General features: G+C 38.5%; 13 protein-coding genes and 1 pseudogene. 3 read left to right on the top strand and 11 right to left on the bottom strand.

Annotated features, from left to right (window positions below; all coding sequences use genetic code 11):
- Positions 1–10: 10 nt before the first annotated feature.
- Positions 11–1,660 carry a Ppx/GppA phosphatase family protein gene (locus tag FXW07_RS11330; protein WP_229395528.1) on the bottom strand — a complete coding sequence of 550 codons (1,650 nt, stop codon included), beginning with the start codon at positions 1,658–1,660 and terminating at the stop codon, positions 11–13.
- 790 nt (positions 1,661–2,450) lie between these two features.
- Here FXW07_RS11330 and FXW07_RS11325 point away from each other — a divergent pair.
- The gene (locus FXW07_RS11325) at positions 2,451–4,280 is read left to right on the top strand and encodes a PGF-pre-PGF domain-containing protein (protein WP_229395527.1); all 1,830 of its coding nucleotides are present in this window, start codon (positions 2,451–2,453) and stop codon (positions 4,278–4,280) included.
- 407 nt (positions 4,281–4,687) lie between these two features.
- On the opposite strand, the pseudogene FXW07_RS11320 reads toward FXW07_RS11325, so the two are convergent.
- The 7 genes and pseudogenes from FXW07_RS11320 to FXW07_RS11290 form a co-directional block, all read right to left on the bottom strand.
- A pseudogene (locus FXW07_RS11320) lies at positions 4,688–5,785 on the bottom strand (IS630 family transposase).
- Positions 5,786–5,826: 41 nt separating this feature from the next.
- Positions 5,827–6,312: a CbiX/SirB N-terminal domain-containing protein gene (locus FXW07_RS11315; protein ID WP_229395526.1), complete on the bottom strand. Its 486-nt coding sequence runs from the start codon at positions 6,310–6,312 to the stop codon at positions 5,827–5,829.
- Between the two features lie 337 nt (positions 6,313–6,649).
- Positions 6,650–6,964, bottom strand: coding sequence for a FeoC-like transcriptional regulator (locus FXW07_RS11310; RefSeq protein ID WP_229395525.1), 315 nt, complete (start codon positions 6,962–6,964; stop codon positions 6,650–6,652).
- A 68-nt stretch (positions 6,965–7,032) separates the two neighbouring features.
- Positions 7,033–7,473 carry a hypothetical protein gene (locus FXW07_RS11305; RefSeq protein WP_229395524.1) on the bottom strand — a complete coding sequence of 147 codons (441 nt, stop codon included), beginning with the start codon at positions 7,471–7,473 and terminating at the stop codon, positions 7,033–7,035.
- Between the two features lie 12 nt (positions 7,474–7,485).
- Complete coding sequence (gene feoB, locus FXW07_RS11300) at positions 7,486–9,483, bottom strand: ferrous iron transport protein B (RefSeq protein WP_229395523.1); 1,998 nt, start codon at positions 9,481–9,483, stop codon at positions 7,486–7,488.
- Between the two features lie 16 nt (positions 9,484–9,499).
- Positions 9,500–9,730 carry a ferrous iron transport protein A gene (locus FXW07_RS11295; RefSeq protein ID WP_229395522.1) on the bottom strand — a complete coding sequence of 77 codons (231 nt, stop codon included), beginning with the start codon at positions 9,728–9,730 and terminating at the stop codon, positions 9,500–9,502.
- 1 nt (position 9,731) lies between these two features.
- Positions 9,732–9,980 (bottom strand): ferrous iron transport protein A, encoded by a 249-nt coding sequence (locus FXW07_RS11290; RefSeq protein WP_229395521.1) that lies wholly within the window; start codon positions 9,978–9,980, stop codon positions 9,732–9,734.
- A gap of 1,457 nt (positions 9,981–11,437) precedes the next feature.
- Between FXW07_RS11290 and FXW07_RS11285 the strand changes: the two genes are divergently transcribed.
- Together FXW07_RS11285 and FXW07_RS11280 are read left to right on the top strand one after the other, a co-directional pair.
- A complete protein-coding gene (locus tag FXW07_RS11285) occupies positions 11,438–12,406 on the top strand; it encodes a right-handed parallel beta-helix repeat-containing protein (protein WP_229395520.1) in 969 nt (322 codons plus the stop codon).
- A gap of 645 nt (positions 12,407–13,051) precedes the next feature.
- Positions 13,052–14,509, top strand: a complete 1,458-nt coding sequence (locus tag FXW07_RS11280; RefSeq protein ID WP_229395519.1) for a PKD domain-containing protein — start codon at positions 13,052–13,054, stop codon at positions 14,507–14,509.
- Positions 14,510–14,820: 311 nt separating this feature from the next.
- On the opposite strand, the gene FXW07_RS11275 is transcribed toward FXW07_RS11280, so the two are convergent.
- The 3 genes from FXW07_RS11275 to FXW07_RS11265 all read right to left on the bottom strand — a co-directional run bounded on the left by FXW07_RS11275 (position 14,821) and on the right by FXW07_RS11265 (position 17,461).
- On the bottom strand, positions 14,821–16,170 hold the full coding sequence (locus FXW07_RS11275) for an MFS transporter (RefSeq protein ID WP_229395518.1): 1,350 nt from the start codon (positions 16,168–16,170) through the stop codon (positions 14,821–14,823).
- 95 nt (positions 16,171–16,265) lie between these two features.
- Positions 16,266–16,616: a hypothetical protein gene (locus FXW07_RS11270; RefSeq protein WP_229395517.1), complete on the bottom strand. Its 351-nt coding sequence runs from the start codon at positions 16,614–16,616 to the stop codon at positions 16,266–16,268.
- Between the two features lie 413 nt (positions 16,617–17,029).
- Positions 17,030–17,461 carry a hypothetical protein gene (locus FXW07_RS11265; RefSeq protein WP_229395516.1) on the bottom strand — a complete coding sequence of 144 codons (432 nt, stop codon included), beginning with the start codon at positions 17,459–17,461 and terminating at the stop codon, positions 17,030–17,032.
- Positions 17,462–17,603 lie beyond the last annotated feature (142 nt).

Genomic DNA, 17,603 nt, shown 5'->3' with positions numbered 1-17,603 from the left:
AATTGTTAACTTAACTTTTTGAGGACATTTCGACCTCTGGAAGTTCCTCAAGCTCAGTGTCTCCTTCAAGGACAAAGGGAACTCCAGTATCCTGCTTTATAAGGACTTTAGACTGAAGATTGTATCCGAATATTTTCTCAAAATACTTTTTCTGCTTCTCTACCTCCCAGATTTCGAGCTGGCACTCCCGCTGGGCATGAATTTCCAGGACCAGGCTGTCTGTAGAAGCTATGTAAAACCGGACGTGGGAAACAACTCCATTGTGAGAACGGTCCAGTCCTTCAGCGATGCGGAGCAGAGCACTGAGAACTTTTATACTTTTTACTATGTCTTTATTAAGCCCGACAAGATTGGGATGTTTCTTTTTAGGCGTATTTTTCCTGTGGAAATAGGCAAGATTAGCTATTATTTCGATTTCTTCAGGCTGGAAACCTGGAAGACTGCTCTCCCTTATCAGGTGATAGGCATGGGCCTGATGAGTATCATATGATAGAAATGTCCCTATGTCATGCAGGATGGAACCATATTCAAGAAGTTCCCTTTCCCCTTCCCTGAACTTATAAATCCCAAGTGCCTGAATACTGTCAAAGAGTTCAAGGGCAAGTCTGGTAACGATATGAGCATGTTCTTCATCGAAATTGCAGGTAAGCCCAAGCTGCATGATACTGCGTTTTCTTACAGACATCTGCGTAATCATGTAGGAGAATTCACTCTTTGAGATATAGTCTACAAGCAGCCCCTCTCGAAGCCCGCGTTTACTTATCCTGATTTCTGAAAGCCCCATCTCTTCCATAAAAGTCTCAATAATTGCAGCCCCTGCGATAATAATATCTGCTCTTTGTGCATTGATTCCCGGGAATTTGCGCCGCTCTTCCAGGGGTATGGCACACATTGCCCTGACTATTTTCTTCAGGTCTTCATACTCCAGTTTCTCAAAGCTTTCGCTGGTTGTTTTGCGCAGGTAGACAAAAGCGATCCTGGCAAGGTTTTCAATTGTTCCCGAGCTTCCAATTGAACAGCTTATATCGTACTCGGAAAGGTCTTTTATTATATCTGCAATTTTGTGCCGAATGTGGGATTTAATCTGCTCATACTGTTCCTCGGAAACAGGCCCTGTTTCGTCCGGTAGAAATATATTTGTCAGCCTGACAGCTCCAAGGTTAAAGGAATAAAGATAATAACACTGGGTCTGGTCCCCTACTGATACTTCAGTGCTCCCGCCTCCGATATCTATGAACAGGGCTTTTGAGTTTCCGAGCCGAAGCCCGCTTGATACTCCAAGGTAAATGAGGCGAGCTTCCTCAGTTCCGGAAATCGTACAGACTTCCAGGTTTGCCTCCTGTTTTAACATTTCGAGAAGCTGAACTTTATTACTCGCATCTCGCGTTGCCGAGGTAGCCACAGCTATGACCTCTTCTGCCCTGTAGGCCCTGGCAAGTTCCATGAACTTTTTACAGACAACAACTGCGCGTTCCATCGCCTTTGGCTGCAGAATCCTGTCTATGAATTCTCCGTCCCCGAGCCTGACTGTTTCCTTCTGCTTAGTCAGGGGCAGGTAAGACCCATTGGGATTGATCCGGACCAGGAGAAGCCGGATAGAGTTAGTGCCTATATCGATAAACGCAACAACTCTGCCTTCGGAGATTTTCTCGGGTTCCATTATTACCACCTGAAAGCCCTGTTTTTCGTTTTTCTCGAAGGAATCGAGAAACTCAAAATAAGCTTCGCATTATTAGTTCATATTTTTATTCTATTTTAGAGTATTTGGCAGTGTGCCGAAAATTTGTAATCGTTATTATTCCTGTACATGTCCTTTCTATATAATGTAAATATTGATTATTTATATGTATAATAAAGAAAAAAATATTAAGAGAGCTCTTTTTCAGGTATTTTTGTATTTTGATTAAGGAAAAATTAAGCCAGTTATTATTGAAAAAACGGGTATATGTACAAATTTATAATGATTTTTATATTTCGTGTCGAACTAGCGGGCAGGAACCCCTGTATTAATATAAACTAGATACCATTTAAGTTTATAGACACATTAAGACTGCAAAAATTTAGTTTTTAGTTTTGTCATTTTGTTTTTTGGGCAGTGTGTCAGTTTAACTAAACGAACATGATACTCTTTGAATAACATGCACAACCAATGAAAGTACTTGCAGATGGCAGTATTTTCATGCTAACACACATGAAATTCTTCGAATAATAGGCAAAAAGAAATGAAAGTACTTGAAAAAACTTTCATGTTATAAATCATAGATATCAAGAAGTTATAATGTAGCAATTCCATATCTGGAGGTCAATTTTCCCATCCTACGCAAAAATTTGACTTCAAATTTGCAACTAATTCGTGACACTGCTAAGGGAGGAGGCCAATTAAAATGAAATCTCATTTTTTAAATTCTTTAATTTCTGTATTATTAGGACTAGTAATAATTCCTGGATTAATGCCCTGTATAGTATCTGCTGCAGATGGACAATTTGCAGACAACGGAAATTCAACAAATAGTACATTAACCTCCAATCTTATATTGGAAAAACTCTCCACTGATCCTGATTATCCAAAACCCGACAGCACGGTTGTTATTAATTCATTAGTTAAAAACACAGGAAATAAAACCTCAGAGCCAACGAATATAATATATATCATTGATGAAACCGAAGAAAAAGAAGAAGTCCCGGCAATAGAGGCTGGATCAGAAATATTAATTTCCCACACCTGGACAACTCCTTACAATGAAGGAACTGTAACAATAAAGGTTTCTTTAGAAAACGTAGAGAATAGTGAGAAAGAAATTTCTGTGGATATAGTACAGGACTCACTTCCGGATCTGATAATTGAAGACCTGTATCCAGAATCATCAACACAACCTGAAACCGGAAAACTTCTGAACTTTACTTTGAAAATAAAGAATGTGGGAGAGGCAACTGCCAGTAATAGTACTGCAAAATACAGTAGTAACGGAACTTCAGGAGAAATCTCTATCCCTGAACTTTTAACAGGGGAGAGCGCAATCACAGGATTTTCGCTGACTCCTGGAAATGAAGAGAACATGAGTGTAACAGCGGTCGCAGATTCTGGGAATACCATTAGTGAAAGTAATGAAGACAACAATGAAATGTCAAAAACCATAARCGTAAAAMGTGAGCTTCCAGACCTGAAAATAGAATCGATTTCTCTGAGTCCTGAAGAACCACATCCTGGGGAGAATATAACCTTTACGGTAACAGTGAAGAATAATGGTTCTGCAGCCGCTGAAAGCAGTGAAATTAAGTATGACATCAAGGGAAACAATGAAAGTTATACTGGAGTTACAACGATACTAGCTCTTGCAGCAGGTGAGGCCGGAACAGGCACTTTTTTCTGGACTCCCGGGAACGAAGGGCAAATCGAAGTGAAAGCAACCGCAGATTCAGGAAGCGTTGTATCTGAAAGCAATGAAACCAATAATGAGTTCACAAAAACAGCAACCGTATATAAAGAAACAGTTTCAAGCGATGACGGAGGAAGTGAAAGTTCAGGCTCTTCCAGCAGCGGCTCAGGAAGTAAGAGTTCAGGCTCTTCCAGCGGCGGTTCAGGAGGCGTCAGTCTTTCTAAAGAACCAGTAAGTAATGTAGAGGCAAAGGAGCTTGCCACCGGGAACGTTCAAAGTGGYTATCATATCAAGTTCGATTTTCTGGAAGGTGCCACATGYATTACATATATCGAATTTGACCCACTAAAGACATTAAAGAAGACAATTRCAACTGTAGAAATGCTCAAAGATAAMTCTACTTTTGTCTCAGGAGCCCCTTCTGGYAAGATATATAAATATGTGAATATCTGGGTAGGAAATTATGGAGCAGGAGTCGCCAATTATTTTGAAAATGGGTTTATAGAGTTCAAAGTTRAAAAGTCATGGCTTGAAGAGAATAAYATTAGTCAGTCCCAGATAATTCTTCAATGGTATAACGAAGGCTGGGAGCCTCTAGATACCGAAAAAGTAAAAGAAGATACGGATTACGTTTATTTTAAATCGAAAACGTCTGGTTTCTCCTGCTTTGCAATAACCAGTTATTCCACAGATGGGGGAAATATATCGGAAGTCAATGGACTAGCAGAAGAGGAAGTGTTGAGAAGCTGGAACGGTGAAACAAACACGAGTGCTTTCAACGGAAGTGCAGAAAAGGATGGCAAAACCGGAAATCCTATAGGGAAAGCCAAAATAGTTCTGGCAATTTCTCTGCCCCTGTTCTTGATTCTTGTGGAATACTTTGTGATAAAGAAAAAAATCTAAAAATTTTTTACCGGATTTTATTTTTTTTAGTGAATCTGAATTGTTGAAACCTATAAGCAGAAGACTAATTTTGTAATTGAGTCAAATCTTGAACCCTCCTGAGAGATCAGAATCGGTAATACCAGAAAATGGCCCTTCGCTATTCCGTATGGATAAGATGATTTTCAACTCAAGACCTAATTGGTTTTTATGAGAATATTATGAGGATATCACACAAAACAACGAAGAGCCAGAAAAATAACCGAAAAAGAGGAATTAAGTACAATATACCCGTAAATATCCGAAATAGAACCAAAAAAGAGAGGGCGTTCAGTAACATATATTGGAAAATGTTCAAGAAAAAAGTAAATAATCGGTTTTATACGACGTTTTGCGGTTAACTTGACACTAGTATCGTGACGATTTAATTATGACACATAATGTTTTGCCATTTTCTCATCAGCATTCTTCTTCGTAAACTTCCAGTTTATTTTCTTTTTATTTATATTCCTTCTGTGCATCCATGCATCTACTTCTTTACTAAGCGTTTTTATGTCAGGTATTCGCCTGTTTGTACATTGTGTATTCATCACATTAATCTCTATTTCTGCAGCATTTAGCCAACTCGCATGCTTTGGTGTGTAATGGAACTCTATTTTTTCCAGTATCTTTTTTGCTTCTTCTTCGCTAAATGTCTCATAGAATGATTTTTCTTTGTGGATATTTAGGTTATCTGTAACCAGTCTGATGACTTCAGCTTTTGAATATTCCTTGATAACAAGATCTTTCATGAATTGCGCAAAGTCAGCCATTTTTCTGCTTTCGGTGACTCGAGTAACCCTTTTTCCTGCTTTAAATTCTACCGCCACAAATATGTTTGCTGTTCCATTCCTGATGTACTCATAATCATACTTCTCCAGACTTCCAGGCTTCATTGGAATGGGATTTCGCTTATCTTTGAGAAGTTGTTTCGGTTTCTCATCAAGACATATGAGAGGTCTTTTTGGGTCAAAATCCTCTTCGTACAGGTCAAGAACATCGTACATTCTCGTTCTGTATTCGGAATCAATTGTCTGAATGCACCACATCTTTTTCTGTCAGGGCTTAATTTTGCTTTTTTTCAAAATAAGTCTGATACTTTCTTTGTTTATCGTTTCAAAGCCTTCTTTTTTCCTCAATTCTTCACAAAGCAGTGAAAGTGACCATCTATTTCTTCCTTCTGGAGGTTTTGTACATGCTTGAGCTATTATTTCTGCAACGTGCCTTTCACTATATTTTTCAGGTTGACCTGACCTTGGTTTATCTACCAAAGCACTTTGTAGACCTTCTTCAAGACATCTTTTCCTTATCCTTAAAGCAGTGCTTCTACCAATACTTAATGTTTTAGCGATCTCAGTGTCTCCTTTTCCCTGATTTGCCAGTAGTAGAATACGTGCTCTGGTAAGAGATCTTGCATTTTTCTGTCCTTTTTTAAGAAAGTTTTTAAGAAATAGAACTTCACTATCATTAAGATTAATATTTAACATAAGATATAATATAGAATTCAAAGTATATAAGTGACTCATAACTATATTGTCACGATACTAGAGATCCCCAGTATGTATTTGATTTCTTCAATATGATCTGAGGCCGAAGCCACAAATATCGGTACGGTGATAATATGTTCAACACCCTGTTCTTCTAGATTGGAAACTGCCGTCCCTATATCTTCCCCCTCAACATATTCCAAAAAACCCAATTCTATCGGGTACGGGCAATCAATACTTTCTACGGCATCCCGTACCGGTTGGTTCCACTCATCTTCCGGTGAGCCATGCGCTACTACTAATATTCCGGTTGTTGGTGACAACACTCCTGTTTTTTCTATATCCGCATCGGATGCGTTTTCTGAAGCACAGTTAATGATAGTAGTACTGGAGCAGTTTTCCACGGCAGAATCGTAAGCATATGCAGTGGCTGGAAGTAACGAAATAACCACTGCCACCGTCAACAGCATGGTGAGAATTCTTCTCAATTGCCACTGAGTACTCAAGGTAATTTGTGTTTTTACCATAATTAATTCCTCTTCGTGTCATTTTCTTGAATATCATTTGCCAAATTGTTATATAGTTAATATTATGTTCGATAGCATACGCTAACTTGTTCAAATCCACGTTTTTTAGAGGATACCCGATCAATAGAATGGCATCCTAATCATACTCTGTACTTTACTCTTGTAGATTTTCTAAAAATTCGTCTTTTTATTTTCGGTTTTTATTTTGCTTGCTTTTTGATTCCGTTCGCTTTTTGATCCTGTTCTTTTTCGGTTCTGCTTGTGCAACTTTAAGGGCAGGAAGAATGCATCCGGTCTTTGAAATCTCTGGTTTTTGGTCATCAAGATTTTTTTAGAATTATTCTGTCTGGTTGTGACATACTCTTTTTCCTTTTTCGGTCAGCCTGTAAATCGTACCCGTTGAAACAGTAGAGTTTTCTAAAAACCCGCAACATCCACAGTTTTTGCAGGAACCGGAACAGGAAGAGGATAGGATGAAACTGTTGTCCATAACTTTTTCAACATGCCCCATTTTTTCCATTATTTCGAGTAAGCCTTTAAGCTGCTGCATACTCATTTTCAAATGTCTCGATATTTCATTGAAAGACACCATATTGTTTTTCTTTTCTACTTCTGCAATCTGTTTTAACACATACATGTATCCAAGTACCATAGTCATTCCCTCCACATACTATAATTTTTTATTCTGTAATTTTTTATTCTGTAATTTATTCTTTATTCTTAATCCTGCAACATGAACTCTTTTTTCCATCCTGCATAAACTACAACGGAAAGCAGGCCAAGGTACAGGGCAGGCTTGAAATCATCAAGAGGCGTCCACTGCTCAAATCCTTCTGCAAACAGTACCCAGGCATTAATAAGGTCGGCAGTAAATGTAAGGAAATATACAGCTCCAAAGAGTATGGAAAGTACGATTCCTACATATGCATAAGCTCTTCCTTCATGGGAACTTTTTGAAAACTCAAGAGTTCCGTATAGGTATACTGCACCCACGACTACAAGTACAAGCCCGCCTGCAAGCTCAGGAGGAAACAAATTCGCAGATATGAAGTCATCAGGCAAAAGTTTAGCTCCCTTCAAGGTCTGTAAGATTCCCGATATCACGTACATTATCCCCAAAAGGAGGGTAAAATAGGCAAGATTTTTGTTTTTGTTTTCCATCCAATTCCCCCGTTATGCAAGTACGATAGTCCCTATTTTTACTGTTACAAAAGCCATAATCCATGCTACTATTGTAGAATAAGCCACTGAAAAAAGCATCCACTTCCAGGAGCCCGATTCTTTTTTTATTACTGCAACTGTTCCTATGCATGGTACGTAAAGTAAGGTAAACACCATAAGCCCCAGTGCAACAGCAGGTGTAAATATCGGATCTGCTACCAGAGCAGAAGATAACATCCCGTCATCTGCTCCTGTTCCATAAAGTGTTCCAAGAGACCCTAGGACGACTTCTTTAGCAAGGAATCCGAATATAAGTGAAACTGCTATTTTCCAGTCAAAGCCGAGTGGAGCTACTAGAGGTTCAAGGAGTCTACCAAGACTTCCAATATAACTTTCTGCACTTCCGTATTCAACTCCCTGAGGGAAATATGCGAATAACCAGATAATCACTACTCCCCCAACGATTACAGTACCTACTCTTTTGAGGTATAGGGAGCCCTGGTTCCACATATACTTGAAGGAATTGCCAATAGATGGTTTGTGATAGGGAGGAAGTTCCATAATAAATGGAGAAGGCTTTCCCTTGAATATCACAGTTCTAAAAAGTTTGGCAGATACTATTGCTATAATGATACCAAGAACATATATCCCAAAGATAACTGATCCGGCCTGTCTCCCAAAAAATGCCCCTGCCAACAACACATACACAGGCATTCTGGCTCCACAGGATATGAAAGGTGTAACCAGCATAGTAATAAGACGATCTTTTTCATCTTCAAGAGTACGGGTTGCCATCACGGCTGGAACAGAGCACCCGAATGCCATAAGCATCGGGATAAAGGATTTTCCCTGGATTCCCATCGAATACATCAATCTGTCCATAATAAAAGCAGCTCTTGCAAGATATCCACTGTCTTCCAGAAGGGATAAGAGGAAAAACAGAATGAAAATATTGGGCACAAAAAGCAGAACTGCTCCTACTCCTGATATTATTCCATCCCCAAGAAGTGATGAGAGCCAGGAAGAACCAATGCTTTCAGAAACTATTCCGGCAAGCGTGCCGAAAAACATGTCAATAAGCTCCATGAAAGGAGTGGCAAAATTGAAGGTTAATTCGAACATTCCCCACATCAGAGAGAGAAATATAGGAATTCCAAGATATTTGTTAGTGAGTACCCTATCAATCATGTCTGAAGAGGACATCTCTTCTACATGGAAGCTGGATACCTGAGAAATCAATTTGCTTATGAATTCATAACGCTTATCGGCCATTTCGGCTTCATATTCTTCAGTATCAAGTTCGGAAAGAAACTTTTCAACTTCAAGACTGGTACTTGACGAGGAAAGCTTTGAGAGGACATTTTCATCTCCCTCTAGAAGTTTTATACTTAGCCATCTGGGAGGATACTTATCCTTCAAATCATTATCTTTATTCAAAATATTTTCAATATTGTTAATCTGGTCTTCAATTTTTTTCCCATAATCTATCGCATGAGGGAGAGGATTTTCAGAACTGAACTTTGAAATGACTGCATCAAGAAGAGAGTTAATGCCTAATGCATGGTTTGCAGTTGTCCTGACTACAGGAATACCTAGTAATTTTTCAAATTTTGAGATATCTATCTTGTCCCCTCTATTTTCTGCAAGATCAGTCATATTAAGGGCAAGGATAATATTTTTACCCATTTCCAGCAACTGAGTACTTAGATAGAGGTTGCGCTCAAGATTTGTTGAGTCAAGGATCTGTATTACAACATCAGGTTTTTCTTCGAGTATGTAATCCCTGGCAACAACTTCATCTGCAGAATAGGCTGTGAGACTGTATGTTCCTGGAAGATCCACTATTTCAAGAATATAATCCCCGTACTCCTTTGTGCCTATTTTTTTCTCAACTGTTACCCCTGGCCAGTTTCCAACTTTTTGCCTGGCTCCGGTAATAGCATTGAAAACTGTTGTCTTACCTACATTGGGGTTTCCGGTAAGTGCAACTCTTATCTTTTTTTCAATCAAGTTCTACACCCTTAGATTAATCTGGCTCTACCATAATCTTCATCGCCATACCCTTCCCCAGGGCATAACGTGCTCCGTTTACATTAACAAGCAGATTCCCTCTCTCGCATCCTATAAGACGAATAGAAGACGAAGGTGTAAAACCCATTTCGGTCAGCCTTCTTTTGAGATCTTTGCCTGCTAGCACTTCTCTAATTTTACAGTCTTTTCCTTCAGAAAGCATTGGAAGAGGTATTTGTGGGATCAAATTAACCCTCCAGTGGTTCAACAACTATCATTTCAGCTTCCTGCTTCCTAAGAGAGAGGTTGTATCCTTTTAGCTTAAAATCGACAGGGTCTCCCAATGGAGCTTTTTTAGTTACGCTCAGGACTGTCCCGGGAACCATGCCCATCTCAAGAAGTCGCTTGCGAGAGTTTCCCTTACCTTTTATCTGGATAACGCGCGCTCTCTGGCCTGTTTCCAGCATGTTGAGGGTTTTATCGATTATTTCAGTCACTTTTGTATCACCATAATATTTTTGGATATACTAATTTTTTGCTTAACTTTGAAATGTAATAGTAATTATTTATAGTTTTCGTATACCCGAAAATATTATGTATATCTGAAAAATACTCTTATTTGAAAAAAAATTTAAGAAAATCTGATATTATTTACTTTATCAGCGAAACTTTCCTATCCAGTTGAATAGAATTTACACGCAGGGAGTTCAAAATCAATCACAGTAAAAAAAGATGAGTTTAATTCGTATTTTTAATACGGATCCATTATGAGAATTGAGTATTTCAACCGATACTTCATGGGTTCCTATATCGTGGTTTTTTAACTCAAAAAATTATCCACTGCTGGACCACCGAGAAGAAGTATTAGCAAATAATAACCCACTATTGCAGCTAAGGGTATGATTAATAGAAATAGAAGCAATTTTCTATAATTCCGCATTTACATTCTTCTTCTTGTGAAATTATATGAAAAGATCTAAGCTCTTATTATTTGAATTATGGCTCTTCGCTGTTTTGTATGGGTTGAAACTAATTGTTTAGTTAGAAAGCATTAAGATCAAATCTGAAAAAATCAAGCTTGAATGTGATTGATTCTGTAAATTTACTTGTATTATTAACATTAACATGTTATTAACTATTTTCTAAAATTTTTTGAAAAAAATACAAAAATATTTTATAATATAACCTGTATAAACCTAGATGTCAACTCAGCAATTAAAGGACAGAAAGGGAAAACCTTTCAGAAGAGTTGACCTGGCTAGACATATTAGTAAAACAGGAATTATTGACCAGAAAGAATAACATCCTGTGGTCAGCAACAGGTTTTGAGTGATAGAAGCAAAAACTTCTAACATTCGGCCCCACCTCCGATGACTGATCCCTATTATGTGATTGGAGAGTGAGACTCTGTGTGCAACGTGTCCGCCCCACATAAATCGCAGAGAACTGAATGGATAGATTCAAAAATATTACGCAGACGTAATTAGAATCTTTGAATTACCGTATAGATCCGGCATAATTAGATACTTGATATGGACTCGGTCTAATTAGATAGTTCGGAAAAACATTACGAGTACGTAATATGGAATTTTGAGAAATATCTGGGAAAGAGTATGCGATTATCCTGGATTTTTGAGTTTACTCAAATTTAAGGTCCAACTCAGGCGATACAATGCTAAAAAGACAGATAGGAAATGTATTCCTTAGTAACATTCCTTATTTTAACAATCGTATCAACTGTTGGAGAACTATAACTATCTTATAGTTTTTTGAGTTTACGCAAATTCCAAATCCAACCCGAAGGTGATACGATGCTAAAAAAGAAGCAGGAAACCCTATTCTTGAAAGCATGTCTTAGTTTAACGGCCGTATGTGCTTTGGGGAAAAATAGACTCTAACCCTATGGAACTTTTTGATTCCATTTAAATTCTAAACCCAACCCAAAGGTGATACGATGCTAAAAAGACAGATAGGAAACATATTCCTAGCAGCATGCCTTATTTTAACAACCGTACCCGCTGTGTTAGGCGCACAGAATACTATAACTGTAAATCCAACGTCTGGATCAGATGCCCAGACTGCAATTAATACCGCAATAAACTCCGTAGCATCAGGAGCGACATCAAGTAACCCTGGATATGTTTACCTTGGTGCTGGCACTTATAAGATAAGTGCACCTATAATTTTGAAATCTAATGTGGTACTGAAAGGTGCAGGCGACGATACAATAATCTTTGCTACCGGTTCAGTTTGTAATTCCGATGGATCACCTGCATATGTGTTTGGTTCAGGTGTTTCTAACGTTGAAGTATGTGACCTTCAGTTCAAAAGTACAGCAACCGGACCTGGTGATGGAGGTCACGGAGACTATCGAAACTGCATAAAATTAATGTCTTCGAGCGATAGCAAAGTACATGATATTTTATTCACCCGCTATCTGTATGGCGATGGTGTCAGAATCAGTAAAAGTTCTGGAATAGAAGTATACAATTGCAGAATGCATTCCGTAGGACACGATGGTGTATCATTCCTCTCCGGAACTAAGAATTCCAGAATGTATAACTGTGATGTTGAGGTTCAAACCAATACAGGTGTCAGGATAGACAATTGCGCAAATATTGAAGTGGACCACAATACCTTTTCAGGTAGTGCCGGCTCTGGCTGGTGCTGCGTTGAGCTGGAAAATTCACTGACAAATGCGAATGTACATCATAATATCATGCATGACTTCAAAGGATCAAGCAGCAGTGCAGGTATTGGAAACATTCATGCAAGCGGGTCTATTAGCGTTCATGATAATGTCATGTGGAATGTGTCACCTTACGTTGCGGTCGGATCAGGCTCAAACACATTAGGACCATCAGATCACAGCGTTGAAAATTGGGTAGCAAAAGGATATGGATACGGCTCCCTTGACAACTGATTTAACAAACACGATGAGACATATGAGACATGTTTCAAATTAAGAGCCCTGCATATACATAAGGCATTATTGTATAGTCCAAGCTCTCGTATAGCTCGAAAGCTTCGGTTTTTGCAGGAACGATGCCGTAAGTGAAGAAGAAGTCGTGGCGTACTTTGCTTACAAATGATTGTCGGAAAGAAGGTTAACAGGAAACTGTTCCCTCTTTCTTTTATTGATTTTTAATGTTTTATTGATTTTTAATGTTTTATTGATTTTTAATGTTTTATTGATTTTTAATGTTTTATTGATTTTTAATGTTTTATTGATTTTTTATGTTTTTTATTCCTTCATTTTTATTATGTTTTATCCTTTTCATTTTTTACAATGCCTATCCAGTTATTTCTAAAGGCTCTAAGTATATAAACTAAAGATTTTTTATTTATAAACCAATGAAACTTATTTTTATAAATTTCTAAGTAAAAATAAAAAAATTTAACTATAGTTATTAGACTTTAAGTAATTGAATTAAATTTTTATAACTGTATATTATAGTCGAGTTTGATGGAGAAAACAAAGACGATTTATAAAAAAATATTATTTTCAATATCCTTTATTTTGCTTTTATTTTCTTCTGCAGCATCAGCATCTTCAGCGGAAAGCAGTTTGCCAACGATCAATGAAACTCAAATTACTACCAGTGGGACAGCATGCGAACCTGATATCGATGGTGATAGGATTGTGTGGCAGGATTGGCGCAATGAAAATTATAATATCTACATGTACGATCTCTCTACTGAAAAAGAAACTCAGATAACCACAAATAAATCATATAAATGGGACCCTTCAATTTATGGTGACAGGATCGTATGGACAGACAGCCGCAACGAAAAATGGGGTATCTACATGTACGATCTCTCGACTAAAAAAGAAACTCAAATCCCCACCAATAATGGTGCTGATTATGAGTGGCCGAGTGACCCGACAATCTATGATGACAAGATTGTGTGGGAATATATGTTCGAGGAATATTCGCAGATCTATATGTACGATCTTTCCACTTCCGAAGAAACTCAAATTTCCACCGGTGGAAGAGCATACTATCCGGCTATCTACGATAACAGGATAGTATGGGAAGATGACCGAGATGGGAATTATAAATATGATATTTACATGTATGATATTTCCACTAAAAAGGAAACTTCGATAACCACCAGCGGATCGGCAAAAAACCCTGCTATTTACGGTAACAGGATAGTATACGCCGACGATCGCAGTGGAAACGACGATATCTATATGTATGATCTTTCTACCAGGCAGGAAACTCAGATAACCAGCAGTCCAGATAACCAGAGGTCTCCCTATATTTATGGCAACAGGATATTGTGGAAGGATGAAGGTGGAGAGGATGATGGCTGGAAATATCATGGTATCTACATGTGCGATCTTTCCACTAATCAGAAATTTAAAATTACCAGCCGCGGAAGTGTATATGAGCCTGCTATCTATGATAATAAAGTGGTATATGGCGATGAGAGTAATGATAACTCTGACATTTACATGAGCACTATTTCAAGCGAGGGACCAGGACCAATATCACCCGTTGCTTCATTCTCTGCATCTCCAACCTCAGGAAAAGCACCATTGAATGTTGCGTTTACTGACAAAAGCACAGGAACACCGACTAAATGGAAATGGACTTTTGGAGACGGAGCTACTTCAACCAAGCAGAATCCAATCCATAAATATTCCAAAGCAGGAAAATACAAGGTAACACTTACAGTAACAAATGCTGCAGGCAGCGACACCGCAACAAAAACAGATTATATAAAAGTAATAGCAAAACCCGTTGCTGCGTTTTCTGCGAAACCTACCTCAGGAAAAGCTCCATTAAACGTTAAATTTACTGACACAAGCACAGGAATACCAGATAAATGGAAATGGAGTTTTGGAGACGGGACAACTTCAACCAAGCAGAATCCAGAACATCAGTACTCACAGGAAGGAAAATATAAGGTTACACTTACAGTAAGTAATGCTGCAGGTGGCAGTACTGTAACGAAGACAAATTACATAACAGTGACAACAAATACCAGACCTGGTATATACGCTGAAAATGAATAAACTCTGAATAAACTCTAAATTAACTCTAAATTAACTCTAAATTAACTCTAAATTAACTCTAAATTAACTCTAAATTAACTCTAAATTAACTCTAAATTAACTCTAAATTAACTCTATATTAACTCTAAATTGAAACGATAAAAAGATCAAGGCTAAAGGGTAGTGGGGGAATTATTTATCTGTTTTTCAAAATTAGCTGTTCTTCAAAATTAGCTGTTCTTCAAAATTAGCTGTTCTTCAAAATTAGCTGTTCTTCAAAATTAGCTGTTCTTCAAAATTAGCTGTTCTTCAAAATTAGCTGTTCTTCAAAATTAGCTGTTCTTCAAAATTAGCTGTTCTTCAAAGCTCCTGAGCCTGAAATTGAGCAAAAATACTGTGTAGATTACCAGACCTGCAATCAGAAAAGAGGCTCCGGCAAGTGTTTCATATAAAAGGCCGCCAAGGATAAGTCCGGTGATACTGGCAAGGCCTCCGAAACTGCTGGCAACCCCCTGTATCGTGCCCTGGTACTTTTTTCCTGCAACCTTTGATAAGAGGGAGAGAAAGGAAGGCCACATAAGTCCGTCTCCAAGTGCAAAAAAACCTGCTGCAAGGTAGGTAAGGAAAATATTTCCAGGAATGAGGAGTAGAAAATTTGTACCGAGCATCAGGCTTCCGAAGATTATAAGGGCTGCATCCGAATATTTTCTTGACACCCTGGGAAGTACCGTACTCTGTACGATTATCAAAAGCCCGCTCAATACTGTAAAGTAAATGCCCATTTTCGCAATACTCCAGTTGAGAGTTGAAATTGCGTGCAGGGGAAAAGCTGTGTAGAATACATTGTAACCGAGGTCGATTAAAAAGTACAGTCCCAGCATATAAGGGATATTTTGAAGTCTAAGAATCTCCCTGAATTCAGGTTTTTTCGTCCCAAACGTGGTTTTGCATTCCCTTATCTCATAACCGAAGATTTTCCATACTTTCTTGGCTTCTTCAGACTCCCCGAGAGCGCACTCTTTACTTTCGGGAAGATAAAATATAATCAGCAATGTCCCGATAAGTGAGATTACTATTGCTCCAAGCACAGGGGCTACATCCCCATACATTGTTAAGCTCAATATTCCGGCAAGAGCAGGACCAACTATAAATCCCAGGTTTTCGGAAATAGACATCTTCCCGAAATTTCGGCTCCTATCTCTTTCAGCAGTAATATCAGCCAGATAGGCATTGGCTACCGATACATTTCCTCCGGTCAGTCCGTCAAGAGCTCTGGCGAAAAAGAGTACTGCAAGGGGCAGAGTAACGGTAAAAGCTCCCAGAACTCTGGAATCGATTTTAAACAGGCTTATTACCGGAAGAAAAAGAGCTACAAGGAAGATAATCCATGAGAGCAGAGTTCCTAGCTGGCTTATAAACAGTATCTTTTTACGGCCGTAAGTATCAGACCACCTGCCCAGAATCGGGGCTCCTATTAGCTGAAAAGCCGGATACATCGAACTTATCAGCCCATAAATGAAAGCATTTCCTCCCAGTCGGTTAACCAGAAACACCAGAAACGGGAGTACAATACTAAACCCGAGTGTGCCTATGAAGTTTACAGCAAGAATTGGAAGGAGGGAAACGTTTTCTCCTGTACAAGAGTCTGGATTGTTTTTCTTGCCTTTGTTTTCCTTTTCCATCTTTCCTCAGGGTTCGTTTTCGGAAACCTATTCCCAGGGTTTCAGGTTCCCTTTTCCTTTTCACATAACCGGTATATTCAGCTTTCAGATAACAACTATTTCTTATGGAAAGTTTTCTCTTTAATTCTCAGAATATCGGCCCATGCCCTTTTCCCACACCTGGGGCACCTGAGGTACTTTTTATTCACACCATTAGGGCTAATGAAATCTTCAAGCGTTGAAACCTCGAACACTTCTCCGCATCCGGGACAGAGATAGGCAAAGTTTTTTGTGTGCCATACTACAAGCAGGAAAAGAACCCCGGCTATTATCATGATCCAGAGATACCAGTAGCTCGCAAGCAGGAAAACCGATGATATCATGATTACTGCTATGAACGCAAAAAGCACTTGAACGGTTCCGTACCAATCGCTTCGCGTAATTTCCCAATATCTATTTTTGTCCATAGTTCACCCCACAATCCCACTTCTTAGAATCCTTTATCAGATAATTTATACCGGAAAATAGGATTTGTAGTTATTTAATCCAACTCTCATACAAAAAGTTTAGACCGCCAGTCTTTTCAAAAAAACTGCTTATCCACATGCCTTTTTAAAAAGATTTGAGCGAAAACTCGAGCAACGACGTAGTTGGAGTGATCAACCGGCAAAGTCATTAAAAAATTTGTTATAACATGATAAAAATTAGAAAAGAAAGATTTCATTTGAGTTCATTTGGTGGTTAAGGAATCTGTTTAACCTCAAAATGGCTACTGCAATCATTTACTTATCAAGATTTACATTTCGAGGTTTACAAAAATAGCAACAAAATAACACATTTTTGATGGATCATATATTAACCGAACCCAAATTCATTTGAGTTATGTTGTCTTTACTACAAGTCCTTTAATTACATCTTCAGAGTACCAGACCAGAACCTCCAGGCGTTCCGAACATCTGCAAAAGGCATCCTGCACAGAAACCTGGGTGCCAGGATCGGGGTCGTCCAGATGCCTCCAGTCATCATTAACAAAGAGCCATAAACTTCTTTCACTGCCTGCAGGATAGGGCATCAGTTCAAGCCAATACCGGGTTGCTATGCCGGTTTTCACAGCTACTCTACTCGGTTCGACTGCCTTCTGACCTTCCGGGGCACCTTGTATTTCTTTAGGGGCAGTCACAGATTCTGCTGGATTCTCTTTTTCTACTGGATTCTCTTTTTCTACTGGATTCTCTTTTTCTACTGGATTCTCTTTTTCTACTGGATTCTCTTTTTCTACTGGATTCTCTTTTTCTGCTGGGATATCTGTCATTACTGACCCCTTTGTTTAACTGCTAACGCAATATACTCATCCCTGATTTCACCAATTAATATATAATGTAATTTATATATTTATTAGAGAAAATCTGTTTAGAAACTAGCGTTCCGTAAGGTATATGGCCCTCCCCCCAATT

This window comes from Methanosarcina sp. DH1, from assembly GCF_020804205.1.
Classification (GTDB): Archaea; Halobacteriota; Methanosarcinia; order Methanosarcinales; family Methanosarcinaceae; genus Methanosarcina; species Methanosarcina vacuolata.
Note: the sequence above shows the minus strand (reverse complement) of the source record. Positions and strands in the feature narration are given on the sequence as shown.